Genomic DNA, 20,997 nt, shown 5'->3' with positions numbered 1-20,997 from the left:
GCGGCCATCCCTCAGGCGAGCTTCGACAGCAGTGCGAGATCGGCCTGCTTCGGGATGAACGGCGCGGTGCCATTGTGCACGATCAGGAGCTCGTAGGGCGACTTGCCGCTCTTGGTCTTGCGCCATTGCCCGCCCGACAGCGAGGTCACCGCGACGTTCTTAATCGGGCTACCCTTGAATTTGACCGGGCCGACGACGGTCTCGAGATCGAGCCCGGCGATGGCATCGCGTAGCGAAGTCTTGTCCTTGGGATCACTGTTGCGCAGCGCCGCGAAGCCGACCTCCCAGAGCGCGTGCGCATAGCCGATCGGCTGCGTCCATTGCTTGCCGGTCGTCTTCTCCCACTCGGCTGCAAGCTCGGCGGCACTCTGGCCGGTGAGCGAGGATCTGAACGGATAGGCTGGCGTCCACCACACCTCCGTCGACATGCCGTCGCCGCGGTCGCCGAGCGCATTGACCGCGCTTGGAAACAGGAAAGCCGCCGCGACGGTGCAGATCTGCGGTTTGAAGCCGGCCTGCGCGGCCTGGTTCCACAACGTGACCCAATGATTGCCGTAGGCAAAGCCCGAGACGATGTCCGCACCGGCATTCTTGAAGGTCGACACCTGATTGGAGAAGTCATCGGTTGCGATCTGGAAGCTGCCGGTCGAGACCTCCTGGAAGCCGGCCTGCCTGATGCCGGCCGGCAGGCCGAGCTTCTGATCGGAAAACGCCGTGCCTGCGGGATTGTCGATGTAGAGCGTCCCGACCTTCTTGTTGGTCTCGACCGACTGCCACATGCCGACGAAATTCTTCACGACGTCGTCGGCGCCCCAGAAGAAATGGAACGTGTAGGGGAAGCCTTTGTCGGGCGTGGATTTGCGCGGAAACATCCAGCCTTGCCAGGGCAGCATGGTCGAAATCGTCGGCACGCCGCGGGCATCCGCCAGCTCGCCGATCGGGATCTCCGCGTCGCCATCCTCGACCAGGATGAGATCGCATTTCTCGCGCAGTACGAGCTCGCTGGCCACCACCGACGCACGGTTGGGATCGGACTGATCGTCCTTGATCACGAACTCCACGGCGTAGTTCTTGCCGCCGATCTTCAGACCGTCCTTCACCAGACCCTTCATCCGCTCGTGGATCCAGGGATCCGGCTCGGCAAAGGGGGCGCGTACGCCCGAAAGGCAGCCGCACCAGCCGATCTTGATGGTACTCGACGCGGCTCCTGCAATATTCACCAGCGGCACATTGCTGACCGCCGCCAATCCTGCCGTTCCGGCCGCCTTGAGCAGGCTGCGCCGACTGACCTTCCCGCTACCGATCTTCGTCACGACATGTCTCCTGCAAATCAAGCGTTAATGGAAAGCCGCCGGTCTCATGCAGCCGGCCGCGCAATGCTGTCGCGACTGATTTCGCCGAAACGCGCGAGCGTGTGCTCGATGGCGTGGGCGGCAATATCGCGGACGATGAACACGAGGCGGGAGCTGCGGTCGTCCGACGGCCATGACTCCAGCGCGATCGGCGGATGCAGCACATGCTGCACCGCGTGCACCACCAAGGGCCCTTGCGGCCGATCTTCGACGTTGACCAGCGCCTTGAACCGAAGCAGGTCGTCTCCCTTGAGCGCGACGACGTACTCCAGCCAGCGCGAGAAGGCGGCCCAGCGGATCGGCTCGTTCACGACCAGACTGAAGGAAGAGATGCGCTTGCCGTACGCGTGATGATCAGGATGCGGCTGCGCGTGGGCCGCGGCGGCCGCTGCAAACCAGGCTTCGACCCGCTCCGATCGCACCTGCGGCGTGAACAGGCCGGCCTCGAATACGGCGTCCGGCGCGATCGCTCCGTGCGCCACGCGGATGACGGGGGCCGTCGGATTGATGGAGCGGATCGACTGCTCCACCGCAGCGAGGGTCCCAGCTTCGGCGAGATCGGATTTTGTCAACAATATCCGGTCGGCCATCGCGATCTGCTTGACGACTTCTTCGTGCCTCTCGAACGAGGAGATCGCGTTGACCGCGTCGACAGTCACCACGACACCATCGATCCGATAGCGCGCGACCACGCTCGGCGCCGTCATCAACGTGTGCAGCACCGGCACCGGATCGGCAAGACCGGTGGTTTCAACCAGGATGCGCCGGACCGGCGGTAGCGCACCGCGGGCTTGACGCGACGACAGGTCGTCGAGCAGCGCGACGAGATCCTCACGGACCGAGCAGCAGACACATCCATTGTCGAGCAGTGCGAAGCGCTCCTCGCTCGTCTCGACCAGGAGATGATCGAGGCCGACCTCGCCGAACTCGTTGATGATCGCGACCACCCCGTCCATGCCGGGCTGACGCAACAGATGGTTCAGCACAGTGGTCTTGCCGCTACCGAGAAAGCCGGTCAGAACGGTGATTGGAATGAGCGAGTCACTGCTCATGGTTTCGCTCATAGACTTTGCGCCCCTCGAAGAAGGTCATCTGCACAATCGTTTCCGCGAGCTGATCAGCAGGGATCTCGAAGAGCGGCTGGTTCAGTACGATCAAATCGGCAGACTTGCCGACCTCGATCGATCCGGTGAAGCCGCCGAGGCCAGCGGCTCGCGCGGCATCGATGGTGTAGATCTCGATCACTGTTGCCAGGTCGAGCGCCTGCTCGGGCCAGAGCGCCAGGCCGGGAAAGTCGCCCGCTGGATTGCGTCGCGTCACCATGCCTTCGATGCCGTGCCAGGGATCCGGGTTCGGGATGACCGGCCAGTCCGAGCCGCCGGCCATCAACGCACCGGCCAGCTTCAGATCGCGATTGGGCCAGAACCGCTGTGCCCGCTCCGCGCCCATCGCTGCCTTGTGCGCCTCGAGGAAGACCGTCGGAAACCAGATGATCGGCGAGAGGTCGGCCGCGACACCGAGATCGGCGAAGCGCCGGATATCGTCGGGCGCAATGTAGCTCGCATGCGCGATGTGATGGATGAGTGCCGTCGGCCCGTTGAACGAGCGCACCACCTCGATTGCATCGAGCGCCTGCGTGACGGCGGCATCGCCGGCACAATGGATCTTGGCCGCGAGGCCGAGCTTCTCGCATTTTCCGAGCCAGCGGATCAGCTCCGGCACGGTCAGCATGGTGGTGCCGCGAAAGCAGCAGCCGCGCACGGGATCGGCCACGTAGGGTTCGTGAAAAGCGGCCGTCTTGGCGCCGGGGACGCCATCGAGGAACATTTTGGCGTAGTCGGGCTTCACGTGGGCGGAGCGATACTGATCGCGCAACGCGAACAGTTCCTCGCCCGAGGTGCCGAACATGAAGCCGGGCTCCACGATGGGCATGGCGCAGACCGCCCACGCCGACAACTCGCCGCGGTCGTCAAGCCCCTTCAGCGCGGCCAGGATCGGCTGCATGCTCGCGGCGTCGACGAAGCCAGTAACGCCGAACGAGTTCAGCACGGCGATCGAACGGGCGACCGCAGCGCGGTCCATCTCCGCGGTGTAATGGCCGACCTTCGCGAGCGCGCGCTCGATGATGCCCGAGGCTGCTTCCACCATCAGCCCGGTCAGCCTGCCACTGTCGAGATCCCGGCCGATCTCGCCGTCGACGGGGTTCTCCGTCTCCTCGGTGACACCTGCGAGCCGTAACGCCTCGGCGCTCGCCCAGCGATTGTGATAGCTGTCGTCGCGCAGCAGCACGGGGTGGCCGAGGCTCGCAGCGTTGAGCTCCGCTGCCGCGGCATCGGTGTTGAGCCTTTGCAACAGGTCGTTGCCGAACTGTCCACCGACGATCCAGCTTCCGGGAGCCGCCTTCTCCGCCGCCCCCCTCACGGCACCCGCGATTTCGCTGATCGAATGGCTCGACGAAAAGCGCAGCTCGTAGAGATCGGCCTGACCACCCATCATGATGTGGTTGTGGATGTCGACGATGCCCGGCATGGCCATACGGCCCGCAAGATCCACCACCTCGGTGTCGCTGCCGACGAAGGGTTCGATGTCGGATTCCTCGCCGACGGCGACGAAGCGCCCTGCCTTCACCGCCGCGCAGCTTGCCCAGGGACGGCCGGGATCGACAGTGTAGATCCGCCCGTTTCGGAACAGCATGTCGGCGCTAGTCTTGATCTCGCTCATTCCCCGATCCCGATTGCGCCCTGAGCTTGTTCCGCGCGTCCGCCTGTCACAATCAGCCGTTTGGTTGATGACGCAGCGAGTCCCGTACCTGCCGGACGGACGGCCGCCCCGCACACGACCACGGGCCGCCCCCGGCGACCCGTTCGCGTCGATCGGTGTCACGACTGGCCTTCATTTGTTGATGAGTAATCGCCGCGGCGCGCGGCTACTGCGGCGCCAACGGCTCGCGCATCAGCCCCATTGTCGTTCGACTGCAAAGCCCGTCTCGGGAAGCGTCGCTCCCCCGTCGACCACAATGGTCTGCCCGGTGACGTAGCGGGCCTGCTCGGAGGCGAGATAAAGCATCGCGTAGGCAACGTCGTCGGCAGTCCCGATCCGTCCCATCGGAATATGGCGAGCGACCCGGGACAGATTTTCGGGAGTGCTAAAGGTCCCTCGCCCGGGCTTGGCGATGAACCCCGGCTCCACGGCGTTTGCCGTGATCCCGTCGCGCGCCAATTCGAAGGCCGTGCCTCGGATGAATGCGTTTATCGCTGCCTTTGCGGCCGAGTAGTGCGCGCCTCCCCCCATCGCCAGCCGGGCCGAAATCGACGAAGTCACCAAAATTCGCCCATATTGCTGCGTGCGCATGAACGGCACGGCCGCTTGGATGAGCCAGATGGCCGCGGTGAGGTTGATCGACATGGCCTGATCGAGCTTGTCTTCGTCGAGCTCCTCGATGCCGGCCCAGGGGCAGCCGCCTGCGTTGTGCACCAGAATGTCGAGCCGGCCGAAACGGCCAGCCACGTCACTCACGAGCTCGTGCAGACCGCCACGATCGAGTTTATCGAACCCCGCGACGCTCGCCGCGAGATGCCTTCCGCCCAAATCGGCCGCGAGCGATTCGGCCACATTACGCGAGCGATTGGCGATCACGACGTGAGCTCCCGCCTCCGCCAGCCGCGTCACGATCGCAGCGCCGATACCCCGGCCGCCGCCGGTCACCAGAGCAACGCGCTCCGTCAGGTCGAACGGCGACGCCACGATCAGATCACTCCTGCATCTCGGACCAGCCCGACGAAGCGCTCGAAAATCTCGCCATGCGTGTCCACATCGGCGGACGATATTGCAGGGCAGGTCAGCAGCATTCCGTGAAACGGCGTGATCAGGATGCCCTCGTTCATGTAGTAGGCGTGCATCAACGTCTCGAGATCCGGCTGTCGTGCCGCGATCACGTCGGCTCCATTGCGCGGCGCATCAGGCATGAACATGATCTCGATGCGGGCGCCGATCTGGGTCACGTGCCAGGGCAAAGCGTTGCGGGAGATCAAGTCTCCGACCCGCGCGGCGAGGCATTCGGCATGTCCAATCATGCGTGCATAGGCTGGGGCCGTCAGCACGTCCTCCAGGACGGCACGCATCGCGGCCACCGCCAACGCGCCGCCAGCCAGCGTGCCGCCGAACCCAAGGTGCGCCGATTGTCGCTGCCGCGGATTGACCTGTGGCACGATGTGCCACAGCTGCTCGGCAACGGCCTCATCGAGACCGAGAACACCGGCCGGAATGCCGCCGGCGATTGCCTTGCCGGCGACGAGGATGTCCGGCGCAAGCCCGTGAAGCGCGGTGTAGCCGCCCGGCCCGCACGACAACGTATGCGTCTCGTCGATGATCAACACGGTGCCGGCGCGCCGCGTCGCCTCGCGCAGGGCGCGGTGGAACCCGTCGGCGACCGGGATCATGCCGAAATTCGTCATCACGGGCTCGGTGAGCACGCAGGCGACATCGCCTTCCGCAAGCGCCATCTCCATCGCCGCAACGTCGTTGAATTCGACCACCTTCGCCACGGCGTCATAGGCGACTGCATTTGGGTGAATCATGTTGCGCAGCCCGACCCGCCCGTCGCGAAGTTCGACATGCGCCTCGTCGACCCCGCCATGATAGCAGCCGGAGAACACCAGGACCTTGGCACGACCGGTGATCATGCGTGCTATCCGAATGGCCGCGCGGTTGGCATCGGTTGCCGAGGTCGTCAGGGTCCAATAGCGGGGACCGAAGCGGCGCGACAGCTCGGCGCCGACCCAAAGACTGTCCTCGGTCGGCAGCATCATCGTGGCGCCGCGCGCGATCTGCCGCGTAACCGCTCGCGTCACGGCCTCGGGCGCGTGGCCACACATCGCGCCCGTATCGCCAAGGCAGAAGTCGACATAATCGCGACCGTCGATATCCCTGACATGGGCACCGGACGCCGCATCGACATAGACCGGAAAGCCGCCCGCCCAGCGACGCATCCAGTGCGACGGGCCGCCATACAGGAAGTGCCGCTGCCCCTCCCGCCACGCGGCCGCCGAGCGCGGATGTTCGCGCAGGAAGCGCGCCTGCTCCGCGTCGATCAGCCGGTCGAGCGCCGGATGTGCTGGCGGCGTCATAGCGCAATCCAGGCGGTTTTCCGATCGGTGTATTCGTCGAGCGCGTGCAGCGACTTGTCGCGGCCGAAGCCGGACTGCCTGAAACCTCCGAGCGGCACCGTCAGATCAGTGCCGCCATAGGTATTGACATGCACCACGCCGGCATTGATCGCGCGCACCATCCGATGCGCTGTCCGGAGCGATCCGGTCCAGACCGCGGCGGCCAGTCCGTAGACGCTCGCATTGGCGAGCCGCACCGCATCGTCCTCATCCTCGAACCGCGTCACCGCAAGCACAGGGCCGAACACCTCTTCGCGCCACAGCTGCATGCCGGGGCTCACACCGGCGAAGATTGTCGGAGCCATGTAGTAGCCGCCGCCGGTCTCATGCAGCCGCTCACCCCCACACAGCCGCTCTCCCCCCTCCTCCTCCGCCTGCCGTACGACGTCGAGATTCTTGCGCAATTGAGCATCGCTGTTGACGGCGCCGATATCGGAGCTGAGATCGAGGGGATCGCCGACCCTGAGCTTGGCTGTGACCGCGAGCAGCTCGCTCAAGAACCGGTCATAGATTCTGGACTGTACCAGCAGCCGCGAGCCGGCCACGCAAACCTGACCGGAGTTGCGGAAGACGCCGTTCGCCGACACCTTGGCGGCCTGCTTGATGTCCACGACATCGTTGAAGACCACGTTCGGCGACTTGCCGCCGAGCTCAAGATAGACTCGCTTCAGATTTGAGCGCGCCGAATACTCCAGCAGCCGTCGCCCGACTGCTCCCGACCCCGTGAACGCCAGAACGTCGACATCCATGTGCAGGGCCAGCGCCTCGCCGGCGGTGGCGCCGCGCCCGGTGACGACGTTCAGCACGCCTTCGGGCAAACCGGCTTCGCTCGCCAGCTCCGCCAGGCGCAGCAGCGTCAGCGACGCGGTCTCTGGCGGCTTCACCACCACGGAGTTTCCGGCGGCAAGCGCGGGCGCGATTTTCCAGGCGCCGATCATCAACGGAAAGTTCCATGGAACGATCACGCCGATCACGCCGAGCGGCTCGCGATGGATCAAGCCGAGCACATCGCGGCTGGTGGGCGCGATCTCGCCATAGACTTTGTCCATGGCCTCCGCGTAGTAGCGGATGGAGCCTGCTGCCGACAGCGGCTCCGCCTTGTAGGCCATGCCGATCTCGGTGCCGTTGTCGCGCACGCCGAGCACCGCGAGCTCGAGCGCATGGCGCTCGACGAGATCGGCGAATCGCAGCAGCACCGTCTTGCGCTCCGCGGGCGCCGCGCGCGACCATGCTCCGCTGTCATAGACTCGTCGCGCGGCCAGCACCGCGCGATCGATATCTTCGGCGCTGCCGTCAGCAATCGTCGTCAGCCGCCTGCCATCGATCGGGGAGATCACGTCCAAACGACTGCCGGCCGAACTCTCGGCAACGGCACCGGCGATGAAGAGCCGTTGCGCAGAGACAGCCGCTCCACGCAACGCGTCGATTTCGGATTGTAACATGAAGGAGCCCTGTAAAGAACCGGCTGATCGATCGCCACGCTGCCGAGTCCGATCGTACCTCATTCAGCCGGATGAGCCTTTTCTCGCAATCCACCGATAGGTGGATGTCATGCATTGCAACAACTTCATAGGTTGCGGGCACCACTCGGCTGCTCACGACGACAGATTGCCGCCCTCCTCGCATTCGAGACGACATTCCAAGACCATGACCAACAGATCACCTCCGCGCATCCTGCTGATCGGCACCGGCGATACCAAGGCCGACGAGCTCCTGTTCATGCAGCGCTGCATCGGCGGCGCCGGCGGCGAGGCCGTCATGATGGACATCAGCGTGCTCGGCGATCCTCCCTACGCGGCAGCGCACGACAAGCATGCCGTGGCTGCCGCTGCCGACACGACGATCGAAGCGGTGATCGCCAGCGGCGACGAGAACTCGTCGATGACCCTGATGGCACGCGGCGCGGCGCGCCTGACACGACGGTTATGCGACCAAGGTGAGATCGACGCCATGATCGCGATCGGCGGCACCATGGGCACCGACCTGGCGCTCGACGTCGCACTTGCGCTGCCGCTCGGCTTTCCCAAGCTGATCGTCTCGACGATCGCGTTCTCGCATCTGATCCCGCCGGAACGCATCGCGGCCGATCTGATGATGATCCTGTGGGCGGGCGGGCTCTATGGCCTCAACGGCACCTGCACCGCGGTGCTGTCGCAAGGCTGCGGTGCGATCGTCGGCGCAGCCCGCAGCGCGATCAGGCCGCGGCCCGACCGGCCGATCGTGGCGCTGACGTCGCTCGGCAAGAGCTGCCTGAGCTACATGGTCGATCTGAAGCCTCAGCTCGAGGCGCGCGGCTACGAGGTCGTGGTTTTTCATACCACCGGCATGGGTGGCCGCGCGATGGAGTCGATCGCTGCGCATCGCGGATTTGCCGCGGTGCTCGATCTCAGCCTGCAGGAGGTCGCCAATCAGCTGATGGGCTCGGTGGTGAATTCCGGCTCCGATCGGCTGACGAATGCGGGCCGCAACGGCATTCCGCAGATCGTGGCGCCCGGCGCCATCGACATGGTGGACTTCCCCGCCTGGCTGCCGGTGCCGACCGAGCTCGCCGACCGCCCGTTCCACGCGCATAATCGTCTGCTCGCTTCCGCGACGTCGCGTCCCGCCGACCGGCGCCGGATCGCGCGCGCGATCGCGGCCAAGCTCTCTGCGATGAATGCGCCAGTTGCGTTTGTGCTCCCGGCCGGCGGGATCCAGCAATGGGATCAGGACGGCGAGCCGCTGCATGATCCGGAGGGCCTCGACGCCTTCGTCACGGAAATGCGCGGCGCCCTGCATCCGCCGGTCGAGCTGCATGAGATCGAGGACCACATCAACGACAAGGGCTTCGCTGCAAAGGTGCTCGCGATCTTCGATCGCTGGGTTGCCGGCGGCATCATCCCGGCCGGCGTGCCCCACGCGGAGCAGCGATGACCGCCGCCTCGTCACGTGCATTGGTTCTGGATTTCGGCGGGGTGATCTCAAAGACCCTGTTCGAAACCCACGACGCAACGGAGGCCGTGCTCGGCCTTGCCGCGGGCACGCTGACTTGGCGCGGCCCGTTCGATGAGGACAGCGATCCGCTCTGGTCGGCCATGCAACGTGGCGAGTTGTCCGAGCGCGACTATTGGGCGGCCCGAAGCCGCGAGGTCGGCAGGCTCGTCGGCGAGGACTGGCGCGACATGCAGACCTTCGTGCGCCGCGCGCGCGGCGCCGATCCGGCGCTGGTCATCCGTCCCGAAGCCGAGCGCGCCATTCGCATTGCGAGCCGCGCCGGCTGCAAGCTTGCCATTCTCTCCAACGAGCTCGACCTCTTCTATGGTGAGGACTTTCGGCACCGGCTGCCGCTGCTCGCGCATTTCGACGTCATCATCGATGCCACGCACACGGGGATCCTGAAGCCTGATCGCCGCGCCTACCTGGCGACGTGCGACGCTCTGCGGCTCGCGCCGCAAGCCTGCGTCTTCGTCGACGACCAGCAGCGCAACATCGACGGCGCGGTCGCCTGCGGCTTGTCGACCGTCTGGTTCGATGTCCGGCACCCCGAAAAATCGTATAGTCAGGCCTTGCAGATGCTTGGCCTCGTTTTCGACTGACCACCATCGGAGCACTCCATGCGCGACATCAACTTTCTCATCGAGAACAACGCCCGGCGCATCTGGCACCCGATGGCGCATCCGAAGGAGATGCGGGACCATCCGCCGCGCATCATCGCCAAGGGCGAGGGCGTCCACGTCACCGATATCCATGGCAAGTCGGTGCTCGACGCGGTCGGCGGCCTCTGGAACGTGACGCTGGGCTATAGCTGCGCCCCGATCAAGCAGGCGATTGCCGATCAGCTCAGCGAGCTGCCGTATTATTCCGGCTTCCGCGGCGTGTCGACAGGCCCGGCGATCGAGCTTGCCTACGAGCTGACCGAATGGTTCAAGCCCGAAGGCATGACCCGGGCGTTCTTCACCTCGGGCGGCTCCGACTCGGTCGAGACGGCGCTGCGGCTTGCGCGGCAGTACTGGAAGATCAAGGGTCAGCGCGACCGCACCAAGTTCCTGTCGCTCAAAAAGGGCTACCATGGCACGCATTTCGGCGGCGCGTCGGTCAACGGCAACGCCAATTTCCGCCGCAACTACGAGCCGCTGCTGCCTGGCGCCCACCACATCCCCTCGCCCTGGACCTATCGCAATCCGTTCAACGAGACCGATGCGGCCAAGCTCGCGCAGCTCTGTGCCAATGCGCTGGTCGATGAGATCGAATTCCAGGGCGCGGATACCATCGCCGCCTTCATCATGGAGCCCGTGCTGGGCGCCGGCGGCGTGATCGTGCCGCATGACAGCTTCATGGGACTCGTGCGCGAGATCTGCGACCGCACCGGCATCCTGCTGATCTCGGACGAGGTCGTCACCGGATTCGGCCGCACCGGCGCCTGGTCCGGCGCACGGCTCTGGAACGTCAAGCCGGACATGATGACGATCGCGAAGGCGGTCACGTCAGGCTATTTCCCGCTGGGGGCAACCATGATCGGCGACAAGATGGCCGAGGCGTTCGAGAGCGACGAGACCAGCTTCGGCTCGATCGGCCACGGCTACACCTATTCGGGTCACCCGGTGGGTTGCGCCGCCGGCATTGCCGCGCTGGCTGAAACCAAGCGGCTGCAACTCGATGCAAAGGCCGCAGCCTCGGGCATCGTCCTCAACGACGCGCTCGCCGCGCTGAAGCAGAAGCATGACATCGTAGGAGATGTCCGCGGCAAGGGATTGATGGCCGCGCTGGAGCTGGTGGCGGATCGCGCCACGAAGAAGGCGCTCGACAAGAAGACTGTCGGCAGGATCGCCGATGCGATCTACGAGGCCGGCGTGATGGTGCGCGTCTCCGGCAGCAACATCATCCTGTCGCCGCCTCTGATCATCACCGCCGACGATGCGAGAACAATCGCCGCCGCCATCGACCACGGCCTCGCAAGCACCTGAGCGAGAGCGGCCGCGCGCTAGTTCGGCCGCGCCATCAGCGCCACGACGGCGGATCGCGTTTCCACGCCGAGCTTCTCGAAGATGTGGATCAGGTGCGTCTTCACCGTCGCCTGGCCGATCTTCAGACATTCGCCGATCTCACGATTGGTGCGGCCGCAGCACAGGAGCCGCACCACATCCATCTCGCGGCTGGTCAGACCGTAGCGTTGCCCGTCCTCGGACCCGGCTGGCCGGCCGACAAGGTTGAATTGAAGATACTGATGAATCTTCTGGGCGATGGCCTCAGCCCCCTCAGGAATCCGTGCATCCTTGTTCCATGCGACACTCATGCCGGCGACGATCTGGTCATCACGCCGGAAGAAGAAGTCGACCATATCGACGATCCCGCACTGATCGACGAAGGCGCGGTAGGGCGCCATCTCGTCGGGCTGTTTGCCAGACATCGTCCTGCTCAGCCGCGCGACCGCAAGAGCTCCCGCGTGACGCGGATGCTGCGGATCGAACTCGCTCATGCCCTCGAGATACTGCCGGTGAAACGGCTCCGGAATGCCCGACAACAGGAAGCGCTGGAGATTGTACCCTCCGTCGATCTCATAAAATGCTGTCGCCGATCCGTCCAATATGGACTGGGCGAAGTGCACGGCTTCGCTGGTTGCCGCGTCCGAGCGGCCCAAAAGCATCAGCATGGCCTCCCCTCCTCGATTTCACTCCATTCGGGACATCTGCCGTGTCCTCGCGCTGATGACGCTGAGACAGGCACCACACTTAGTCAAGCAATTTCCGGACCACGCCGATCACTTCGCGCCGGCCCCCTGAGCCGACGAATCCGGGTCTCAACCAATCGGTTGATTGACTGGCCAACATCCATGTCTTTCCAGCGGGTGCATAGTCCGGTTCGTGTTGCACGACGGCGCGGACGTCCGATGCATGTCCACGAACGGGCTTTCGTCGAAGGGCTCCTGGAAAAGGACACATGGCAACGCCAGCGCGGAATAGTCTGGGCCCTTCTCCACGTTTCAAACAGCAGGCATGACTGGGCTGTCTCGCGGCGACCTGGGCCCGAGCTCTGCGATCAGTCGACCTCATACTCCAGCTGGAGCCGAGCAGGCTCGCGTGCGCCGAGCTGATATCGCGCGATTGCACGGCCCGCTTGTCTCAGGGCAGCTCGGCAGCACGGTGGCACGCAACGTAATGATGTGATCCGATCGCATCCAGAACGGGGAGACGCTGCGAGCATTCGTCGATCGCCATCGGGCAGCGCTGCGCGAAACGGCAGCCGGGCGGCGGATCGACCGGGCTCGGCGGATCGCCCTTGACGAGATAGCGGCGCTTCAGGTCCTCACGCATCGGGCCGGGCGGCGCGGCGGCCGCAATCAGCGACCACGTATAGGGATGACGGGGCGCGGCGAAGATGTCGGCCGCCGGCGCCTGCTCGACGATCTTGCCGAGATACATCACCGCGACCTCATCGCAGAATTTCTGGATCACGCCGAGATCGTGCGAGATGAAGATGTAAGTGAGATCACGCTCGCGCTGCAGCCGCTTCAACAGATTGAGGATCTGCGCCTGGATCGCCACGTCGAGCGCGGACACCGCCTCGTCGCAGACGATCAGGTCGGGCTCTGGCGCCATCGCCCGAGCGATGCACAAACGCTGGCGCTGGCCGCCGGAAAATTGATGCGGAAACAGGTCGGCGGCTTGTGGCGGCAGACCGACCTCGGCCAGCAGCCGGCGCACGCGCTCGTCGCGCTCGCTGCGCGTGCCGATTCCGAGCAGGTCGAGGGGCTCGCGGATCTGATCGCCCGCGCGGCGGCGCGGATTGAGCGCCGAGAACGGGTCCTGGAACACGATCTGCAGATGCCGCCGCACCTCGCGCAGCGGCTGGCCGGTGAGGCCCGCAATGTCGCGGTTGCCGAACACGATCTGGCCGGATGTCGCCGGCACCAGCCGCATCACGGCCTGCACGGTGGTCGACTTGCCCGAGCCGCTCTCGCCGACGATGCCGAAGGTGGTGCCGCGGCGAACGCGAAAGCTGACGCCGTCGACCGCGTGCACGAAGGACGGCTTGCCATGGCGGCGGCCGGCCGGAAAATGCACGACGAGGTCGTTGACGTCGAGCAGCACCTCTTGGGCGCCTGTCCCGCGGATGGCTTCCGCCATGCTCATGCCGCGATCTCCGTCCTGCGCCAACACGACACGGCGTGCCCCGGGGCAATCGGCTCGAGCGCAGGCTGCAGCTTCGCACGGCAGATGTCGCGGGCCTGCGCGCATCTTGCGAGAAAGGCGCAATCGGCACCGCGCGCGCCGAGTGGCGGCACCATGCCGGGGATCTCGCCGAGATCGACCCAGGGCCGCGGCGGCTCGCCAAGGGCGAGGTGCGGAACACAGTTCAGCAGACCCCGCGTATAGGGATGACGCGGCGTTGTCGCGATCGCGTCCGCGGCCCCCGCCTCGATGCAGCGTCCGGCATAGAGCACCAGCATCTCGTCCGCGAGCTCTGCGACCGCGCCGAGATCGTGGGTGATCAGCAGGATCGCCGTGCCGGTGCTGCGTTGCAGCTCGGCCAGCAGGTCGAAGATCTGCGCCTGCACGGTGACGTCGAGCGCGGTGGTCGGCTCATCGGCGATCAAGAGCTTCGGCCGCCCGGCCAGCGCCATTGCGATCATCACGCGCTGGCGCATGCCTCCCGAGAGCTGGTGAGGATAGGCATCGATCCGCTGCCCGGCCGCCGGAATCTGCACGGCGCGGAGCAGCTCGATGGCGCGCGAGCGCGCCGCCGCGCGATCGAGCCCCTGGTGCCAGCGCAGCACCTCTCCGATCTGATCACCCACGGTGAACAGCGGATTGAGCGCCGTCATCGGCTCCTGGAAGATCATCGACATAGCGCTGCCGCGCAAGCCCCGCATCTCCTTCGGCGGCAAGGCCAGCACGTCCCTGCCCTCCAGCACGATGCGGCCCGAGGTAACGACGAAATCCTCCGGCAGCAGCCGCATCAGGGCCAGCGCCGTCATGCTCTTGCCGCAGCCGGATTCACCGACCAGCGCCAGGGTCCGCCCCGGTGCGATCGTGAACGACAGGTTCTCGATCACCGGGACGAGGCGGCCGGCCCCGTTGCGCATGCTGACGTTGAGATCATCCACTTCGAGCAGCGCACTCATCACGACCTCCGCCGCAGACGCGGATTGATCGCGTCGTTGAGACCGTCGCCGACCAGGCTGATCGCGAGCACCGCAAGGAAGATCGCCGCTCCCGGGAACATCACCGCCCACCAGGCATCGAGAATGTAGTTGCGGTTCTGGCCCAGCATCAGTCCCCAGCTCATGACGTTCGGGTCGCCCAGACCCAGGAAGCTCAGCCCGCCCTCGAACAGGATCGCGACACCGATCGCCAGCGTCGCCGACACGATCACCGCGGGCAGCGCATTGGGCAGCAGCACGCGCAGGATCAAGTTCGCGTTGGAGGCGCCCGCCGCGCGCGACGCCTTGACAAAATCGAGATCGCGCAGCCGCATGAACTCCGCCCGCGTCAGCCGCGCCACCGAGGTCCAGCTCACGCCGCCGATCGCGAGCGTGATCGTGGTCAGCTTCGGTCCGAACAGTGTCACCAGCACCATCGCGAACAGCAATGGCGGCAGGATCTGGAAGAACTCGGTGATCTTGACCATGGTGGCATCGATCGCACCGCCGAAAAAGCCGCCGACCGCGCCGATGACGAGCCCGATTGCGATCGTGATGAGCGCCGCGACGGCGCCGACGGCGAGCGTCGCGCGCCCACCATGGATGAGGCCGGCCAGGACGTCGCGTCCGAGATAGTCGGTGCCGAACCAGGCATCGGCATCCGGCGGCATGAACGGGGCGCCGACGAGATCGAGCGGATCGACCGGATACAGCGATGGCCCGACCACGGCCACCAGAATGATCAGGATCAGCATGCAGGCGCCGGCGACGCCCGACGGGCTCTTCATGAACTGCCGCAGCGCCAGGCGGCCCGGCGACGCGGCGGTTCGCGCGGGCAGATCGGCCGGCGACGTCGACACCTGCGAGGTGCTCTCGATCACCGTCATCGCCGTCCTGTCCGGATTCGCGGGTCAACGAGGCGGTAGACCACGTCAGTTAGAATGTTGGCGGTCATCACCATCAGCGCAGAGAAGAACAGCACCGCCATTAGGGTCGGATAGTCGCGACGCAGGATGGAATCGAACACGAGCCGGCCCATGCCGGGCCAGCTGAACACGGTCTCGACCAGCACGGCGCCGGCGAACAGATTGCCGAACTGATGGCCGGCGACGGTGACGATCGGGATCAGCGTATTGCGCAACGCGTGTTTGCCGACGACCAGCCATTCCGGGAGCCCCTTGGCACGGGCGGTTCTGACATAGTCGGCCGACAGCGCCTCGATCATGTTCACCCGCGCCAGCCGGCTGTATTGCGCGATGAACACGAGCGCGAGCGTCAGCGAAGGCAACACCAGATGGCGGCCGACATCGAGCGCGTAGGCGAAGCCCTGCTTGGGATTCACCACGTCGGTCATTCCGACCACGGGGAGGATCGGCCATACCGAGCCGAACAGCAGCAGCAACATCAGCCCGGTCCAGAAGATCGGCGCGGCATAGCCCGCCAGCGAGACCACGGTGACGGCGTGGCTGAAGGGGCCGTTCGGCCGCCGCGCGCTGACCACCCCGAGCAATGTGCCGATCGCGAGCGCACCGGAAAGGGCGCACAGGGTCAGATAGAGCGTCGCCGGCAGCCGCTGCAGGATCAGGCCGAGCACGGGCTGGTTGAAGTAGTAGGAGTAGCCGAAATCGCCGACGGCGACGTTCGCGAGATAGATGGACAGCTGCTGCAACAGGCTCTGGTCGAGGCCGTATTTGGCCCGCAGTGCCGCGACGACCTCCGCCGATGCGCCGCCCATCTCGCCGGCGATCACCTGGACGGGATCGCCGGGAGCAAGATGGATCAGGCAGAAGTTGAGCACCAGCACGGCGATCAGCAGCGCGACAGCATTGATGATCTGCCGGGCCAGATGGGTGGCGAATGCCATGGTGCAGCAAGTCTCCTCGTGGCTCTCACGAAACCGGGGATAGCTCCGCCTCAGGTCTTCGGCGGCGTTTCCCAGTAGAGCTCGTCGAGCGGCGACATCATGCCCCAGATCGAGTTCGGGAGATTGCCGAGCCCCTTGGCGAAGGCATTGTAGTACGGGCTGACGTTGATGAAGTAGATCGGCACATCCGAGACGACGATCTTCTGGAACTCCGAGTACAGCGCCTTGCGCTTCTCGGGCGAGGTTTCGACCGCCGCCGCCTGCAACAGCTCGTCCACCTTGGGATTGGAGTATTGCTGCGTGTTCGACCAGATGACGCCCTTGCGGATGTTCGACGTCAGATAGGTGCGGTTGACGCCGATCACCGGGTCACCCCAGTTGTAGACGGTGTCCATGGTGAGGTCGAAATCGAAGTTCGAGACGCGCTGCGCCCAGGTCGGGAAATCCGGCGCGGCGCGCACCTCGAGATTGATGCCGACCCGCTTGAGCTGCGAGCGCAGGTACTCGGCGACGTTGCGCTGTTGCTCGTCGCCGCCCGGAATGTAGTCGATGGTCAGCGAGAAACGCGAGCCGTCCGCCCCCTTGGCGTAGCCGGCAGCATCCAGCAGCGCGGCCGATTTGGCGTAGTCGACCTTGTAGGGTTCGACGGCGGCTTCGGCGAGCGGCGAATCCGGTGCGATTGGCCCCAGCGACGGCGTGGCCTTGCCGCCCATCAGCTTGGAGACGATGAAGTCGCGATTGGCCGCATAGGCGATGGCCTGGCGCACGCGGACATCATCGAGCGGCTTCTTTTTGGTATTGAAGGCAAGCCAGTTGAGCGGGCCGACGCCCGCCATGCCCTTGTCGGTCACGACAAGGTTCGGCGACTTTTGCAGACGATCGATGTCGCGCGCGCCTGCGATGAAGGGAAACGCGTTGAAATCGCCGCGTTCCAGCGAGACGACGGCCGCATTCTGATCCGACACCAGCCTGACCACGATCTTGTCGAGCTTGGGCCGGCCAGGGATGAAGAACTTGTCGAATTTCTCCAGCGTGTAGTATTCGCCCTGCTTGTACTCGGTCAGCTTGAACGGGCCGGACCCGATCGGCTTCAGATTGGCCGGATGCGTCTTGAGGTCCTGGCCGTCGCCATAGATGTGCTTGGGAAGGATCGGCATCAGCGCCGGCGACATCGCCAGGAGCAGCGACGGGCTCGGGTTTTTCAGACGGAGGATGGCGGTCGCGGGATCAGGCGTCTCGACCTTGTCGACCGCCGCCAGCATCGTCTGGAACGGATGGTTGGCCTTGATGGCCATGATCGAAAACGCGACGTCCTCGGACGTCACGGGGTGGCCGTCGTGGAAGACGGCGTCCTTCACCAAGTGAAGCGTGACTGAAAGCCCGTCAGCCGCGACCTCCCAGGACTGCGCCAGATAAGGTTGCGGATTCCACTTGTCGTCATAGCGCAGCGGGCTCGCGAAGATCTGGGCGGTCGGCATGGCCGTCGCCATGCCCGACTGCACGGCGCCGTTGAAATGCCGCGGCACCTGCGTGGTCGCGACCACCAAGGTGTTGCCGCCGGATGACTGCGCCTGCGCCGCGGGGGATGCGGCCGTGGCCGCGACGAGACCGAGAGCTCCGAGCACAAAATGTCGTCTGATCAACATAGCTATCCCGCTTCCTGATTCACGACCGGGTGGATGATGAGAAACTGGCGTGGTGGTCCAATGGGCTCTGATGTCATTGCGTCACGCTGCGGTAGACAAAGCACGGTCGAGGATCGCGTCGAGCTCCGGATCCGATGGCAGATCCGCGGTCCCCACGCCGGCGAGCGTGATCGTCTCCGACGCGGTCGCCGGACCATCCTCGGCCGGCGTCAGCGACCAGTTGCGCGACACCAGTTGGAACACCTGCGCGCGGCCGTCGCCGTCGACCCGGCAAATTCCCTTCAGCCGCAGCAATTCGCGCGGCAGGGCGCCCACCGCGGCGGCCAGCCTGTCGCGATTGAAACGTCCGGCCCGCTGATAGGTCCAGCGACGGAAGTCGTTCTCGTGGTCGACCGTCTCCGCGACCAGATCGGCGCGGAAACGCGCCGCCCGCCCCCGCCCGAAGACCGACTGATGCACAGGCGTCAGGGTCGACAATTGTTCGATCGGCACATTCGGCCGGATGGCGCCGATGGCGGCGCACGCCGCCTTGCGCTGGCTCTCGCTGGCCAGATCGCATCTGCTCAGCAGCACCACGTCGCATTTGGCGAACTGATTGCGGATGGTCTCGCCGATGTGCCGGTCCTCGCACTGCACCGTGATGCGGGTTGCATCGGCCAGCACGACGACGCCGTCGAGCTGCAGCGACGGCTCGACCAGCGCGATCTCCGCGATGCGCCAGGGATCGCCGACGCCGCTGGCCTCGATCACCACGCGATCGAAGCGCCCGATATCGTCGAGCAGCCGCGCCAGCGTATCGAGAAAGCCCGTCCCGATGCTGCAGCAGACGCAGCCATTGGTGAGCGACATCGTCGTGCCGTCGTGGCTGCGGATCAGCGCGGCATCAACATTGATCTCGCCGAAATCGTTCACCAGCACGGCGCAGCGCTCGGTGCTAGCCGACAGCAGACGGTTGAGCAGCGTCGTCTTTCCGGCGCCGAGAAAGCCGCCGATCACGGTGAACGGAATGGGCGCGGATGCCGTCATGCGCGCGGCGCTTCCTTGACGATGCCGCCGACGACAGTGCCCCAGACCGCAACGTCCTTCAATGTCTCCGGCGTGACCGTCAATGGATCCTGCTCCAGGACCGCGAAGTCCGCGTACTTGCCGGTCTCGATACTGCCGATGAGATGATCGAGCTTGAGCGTGTAGGCTGCGCCGATCGTGATGGCACTCAGCGCCTGCTCCACGCTCAGCGCCTCGGTCTCGGCACCGAGCTTGCGGCCCGACGAGGAGACGCGGTTCACGGCGCACCACGCGGTGAACAGCGGCGACAGCGGTGTGACCGGCGCATCTGAGTGGATCGAGTAGGGAACGCCGATCCGCTGTGCCGTGCCTGTCGCATCGAGGCGGTTCGCCCGCTCTGGTCCCATCGTCAGCTCGTAGTGGGAATCGCCCCAGTAGAAGACGTGATTGGCAAACAGGTTGACGCAAAGACCGAGCGCCTTCATGCGGCGGAACTGCGCGGCGTCGGCCATCTGGCAGTGCTGCAGCGTGTGGCGATGATCCAGCCGCGGGTGAGCGGTCTGCGCCTTTTCCACGGCGTCCAGCGCAAGCTCGGTCGCCTCGTCGCCATTGGTGTGGATGTGAAGCTGGATGCCGGCCTTGTGGTAGAGCTCGACCAGGCGCGGCAGCTCCTCCGGCGCGATGTACCAGAGGCCGTTCGGCGCGCCGTTGTGATATCCAGGCCACCGTAGGCGGGCCGTGAAGCCCTGGATCGACCCGTCGACGACCAGCTTGACAATGCCGTAATGCAGCTTGTCGTTGCCGGACTCGCGCAGCGCCGCGATCTTTTCGATGGCCTTGTCCGGAGGATGCGTGGCCGAGGCCAGCGCCGGTACCAGGCGCACACCGAACTCCGCCTGCTGCGTCGCGGAGCGATAAAGGTCCAACGTGTTGTCGGTGAGATCGTTGTGCAGATCGGTGATCGTGGTGACGCCCTGCACGCAGGCCGATGACGCATAGCGCTGCACGTCGGACATGGTCAGCAGCTCCGACAGCGGATTGCCCACCAAGCGGAACGCCCGCAGCCGGGCTGCGATACCCTGCAGTTCGCCGCTGGCCAGACCGCCGGCTCCGGCGACGACACCGGAGATGTCGGTGGCATGCAGAAGCTGCGTGCGCTCCAGCACCAGCGTGTTGACCACACTGATATGGAAGCTGGCGTGGATCACCATGATCGGCCGCGTTGTCGAGACCCGGTCCAGTGCTTCGCGCGTCAGCTTCTCACCACCGATATGCAGCGGATCGAAACCCCATGCGAACAGCGTTGCGTTCGGATCAGCCATGCCGGCTTCGGCCTCGCGGAGGCGTGCCACGATCGCATCGATGTTGGGAACGCCGGCGACCGCCCTGCCCTCCGGCGAGCGCCGTTCGAAGGCCCCGACATAGGGCAGCGACCACATCATGCCTTCCATGATGTGGCTGTGGCCCTCGACGAACCCAGGTAACAGCACCTTGTCGCGGAAGCGCGTGTCGATCCGACCATCAGGAGCGAATTGCGCGATCTCCGCTTCACTGCCAACGGCAACGATCCGCCCCTCTCGCACCGCAACGTGCGTCGCATGGGGTCGCGACGGATTCATCGTCACGATCCTGCGGGCCGCGTAGACGACGGTATCTGAGCTCACCGCGAACTCCCTCAACTTCCCAAGCCGTTGTCGAAACCTGCGGTGTCGGATGGGTCCAGGCCAGCGCCAGATGCCATGCACAAATGGAGCCAGCCCATGCGAGCCACGCCCGCAATCATTCCGCTATGGCGCGGTTTTTGCTTTAGTTTGAGCGCCTCACGGCTTTCAGGACCAAATACCTC

At 65.3% G+C, this 20,997-nt stretch carries 17 protein-coding genes; 3 read left to right on the top strand and 14 right to left on the bottom strand.

Features of this window, described 5'->3' with window-relative positions; genetic code table 11:
* Positions 1 to 11: 11 nt before the first annotated feature.
* The 6 genes from ACQR1H_RS28635 to ACQR1H_RS28610 all read right to left on the bottom strand — a co-directional run bounded on the left by ACQR1H_RS28635 (position 12) and on the right by ACQR1H_RS28610 (position 7,959).
* Positions 12 to 1,313 (bottom strand): ABC transporter substrate-binding protein, encoded by a 1,302-nt coding sequence (locus tag ACQR1H_RS28635; protein ID WP_434908554.1) that lies wholly within the window; start codon positions 1,311 to 1,313, stop codon positions 12 to 14.
* A gap of 44 nt (positions 1,314 to 1,357) precedes the next feature.
* On the bottom strand, positions 1,358 to 2,404 hold the full coding sequence (locus ACQR1H_RS28630) for a CobW family GTP-binding protein (protein ID WP_434908553.1): 1,047 nt from the start codon (positions 2,402 to 2,404) through the stop codon (positions 1,358 to 1,360).
* Positions 2,394 to 4,073, bottom strand: coding sequence for an amidohydrolase (locus ACQR1H_RS28625; protein ID WP_434908552.1), 1,680 nt, complete (start codon positions 4,071 to 4,073; stop codon positions 2,394 to 2,396). The genes ACQR1H_RS28630 and ACQR1H_RS28625 overlap by 11 nt, the downstream gene beginning before the upstream one ends.
* A 231-nt stretch (positions 4,074 to 4,304) precedes the next feature.
* Positions 4,305 to 5,096, bottom strand: coding sequence for an SDR family oxidoreductase (locus tag ACQR1H_RS28620; RefSeq protein WP_315804999.1), 792 nt, complete (start codon positions 5,094 to 5,096; stop codon positions 4,305 to 4,307).
* Positions 5,097 to 5,098: 2 nt separating this feature from the next.
* On the bottom strand, positions 5,099 to 6,478 hold the full coding sequence (locus tag ACQR1H_RS28615; protein WP_434908551.1) for a transaminase: 1,380 nt from the start codon (positions 6,476 to 6,478) through the stop codon (positions 5,099 to 5,101).
* Entirely contained in the window at positions 6,475 to 7,959 is a 1,485-nt protein-coding gene (locus ACQR1H_RS28610; protein ID WP_315805001.1) for an aldehyde dehydrogenase, read from the bottom strand. Before ACQR1H_RS28610 ends, ACQR1H_RS28615 begins: the two co-directional genes overlap by 4 nt.
* Positions 7,960 to 8,164: 205 nt before the next feature.
* On the opposite strand from ACQR1H_RS28610, the gene ACQR1H_RS28605 reads away from it, so the two are divergent.
* The 3 genes from ACQR1H_RS28605 to ACQR1H_RS28595 are packed head-to-tail and all read left to right on the top strand — an operon-like array spanning position 8,165 to position 11,460.
* The gene (locus ACQR1H_RS28605) at positions 8,165 to 9,430 is read left to right on the top strand and encodes a Tm-1-like ATP-binding domain-containing protein (RefSeq protein ID WP_434839048.1); all 1,266 of its coding nucleotides are present in this window, start codon (positions 8,165 to 8,167) and stop codon (positions 9,428 to 9,430) included.
* A complete protein-coding gene (locus ACQR1H_RS28600) occupies positions 9,427 to 10,092 on the top strand; it encodes an HAD-IA family hydrolase (protein ID WP_315805003.1) in 666 nt (221 codons plus the stop codon). The genes ACQR1H_RS28605 and ACQR1H_RS28600 overlap by 4 nt, the downstream gene beginning before the upstream one ends.
* Positions 10,093 to 10,110: 18 nt before the next feature.
* Positions 10,111 to 11,460: an aspartate aminotransferase family protein gene (locus tag ACQR1H_RS28595; protein ID WP_315805004.1), complete on the top strand. Its 1,350-nt coding sequence runs from the start codon at positions 10,111 to 10,113 to the stop codon at positions 11,458 to 11,460.
* Between the two features lie 17 nt (positions 11,461 to 11,477).
* Here ACQR1H_RS28595 and ACQR1H_RS28590 read toward each other — a convergent pair whose 3' ends face one another.
* From ACQR1H_RS28590 to ACQR1H_RS28555, 8 genes are all read right to left on the bottom strand, one after another.
* Positions 11,478 to 12,140 (bottom strand): helix-turn-helix transcriptional regulator, encoded by a 663-nt coding sequence (locus tag ACQR1H_RS28590; protein WP_316239078.1) that lies wholly within the window; start codon positions 12,138 to 12,140, stop codon positions 11,478 to 11,480.
* Positions 12,141 to 12,615: 475 nt separating this feature from the next.
* A complete protein-coding gene (locus tag ACQR1H_RS28585; protein WP_434908550.1) occupies positions 12,616 to 13,626 on the bottom strand; it encodes an ABC transporter ATP-binding protein in 1,011 nt (336 codons plus the stop codon).
* Complete coding sequence (locus ACQR1H_RS28580; RefSeq protein ID WP_316218592.1) at positions 13,623 to 14,618, bottom strand: ABC transporter ATP-binding protein; 996 nt, start codon at positions 14,616 to 14,618, stop codon at positions 13,623 to 13,625. Before ACQR1H_RS28580 ends, ACQR1H_RS28585 begins: the two co-directional genes overlap by 4 nt.
* Positions 14,618 to 15,523: an ABC transporter permease gene (locus ACQR1H_RS28575; protein ID WP_316218590.1), complete on the bottom strand. Its 906-nt coding sequence runs from the start codon at positions 15,521 to 15,523 to the stop codon at positions 14,618 to 14,620. The genes ACQR1H_RS28580 and ACQR1H_RS28575 overlap by 1 nt, the downstream gene beginning before the upstream one ends.
* Positions 15,520 to 16,500, bottom strand: coding sequence for an ABC transporter permease (locus ACQR1H_RS28570; protein ID WP_316182707.1), 981 nt, complete (start codon positions 16,498 to 16,500; stop codon positions 15,520 to 15,522). The genes ACQR1H_RS28575 and ACQR1H_RS28570 overlap by 4 nt, the downstream gene beginning before the upstream one ends.
* Positions 16,501 to 16,550: 50 nt before the next feature.
* Positions 16,551 to 18,146 (bottom strand): ABC transporter substrate-binding protein, encoded by a 1,596-nt coding sequence (locus tag ACQR1H_RS28565; RefSeq protein WP_315805010.1) that lies wholly within the window; start codon positions 18,144 to 18,146, stop codon positions 16,551 to 16,553.
* Between the two features lie 81 nt (positions 18,147 to 18,227).
* Positions 18,228 to 19,172 carry a CobW family GTP-binding protein gene (locus ACQR1H_RS28560; RefSeq protein ID WP_434908549.1) on the bottom strand — a complete coding sequence of 315 codons (945 nt, stop codon included), beginning with the start codon at positions 19,170 to 19,172 and terminating at the stop codon, positions 18,228 to 18,230.
* Complete coding sequence (locus tag ACQR1H_RS28555) at positions 19,169 to 20,815, bottom strand: amidohydrolase (RefSeq protein WP_434908548.1); 1,647 nt, start codon at positions 20,813 to 20,815, stop codon at positions 19,169 to 19,171. The genes ACQR1H_RS28560 and ACQR1H_RS28555 overlap by 4 nt, the downstream gene beginning before the upstream one ends.
* Positions 20,816 to 20,997 lie beyond the last annotated feature (182 nt).

This window comes from Bradyrhizobium sp. HKCCYLRH2015, assembly GCF_051168215.1.
Classification (GTDB): Bacteria; Pseudomonadota; Alphaproteobacteria; order Rhizobiales; family Xanthobacteraceae; genus Bradyrhizobium.
Note: the sequence above shows the minus strand (reverse complement) of the source record. Positions and strands in the feature narration are given on the sequence as shown.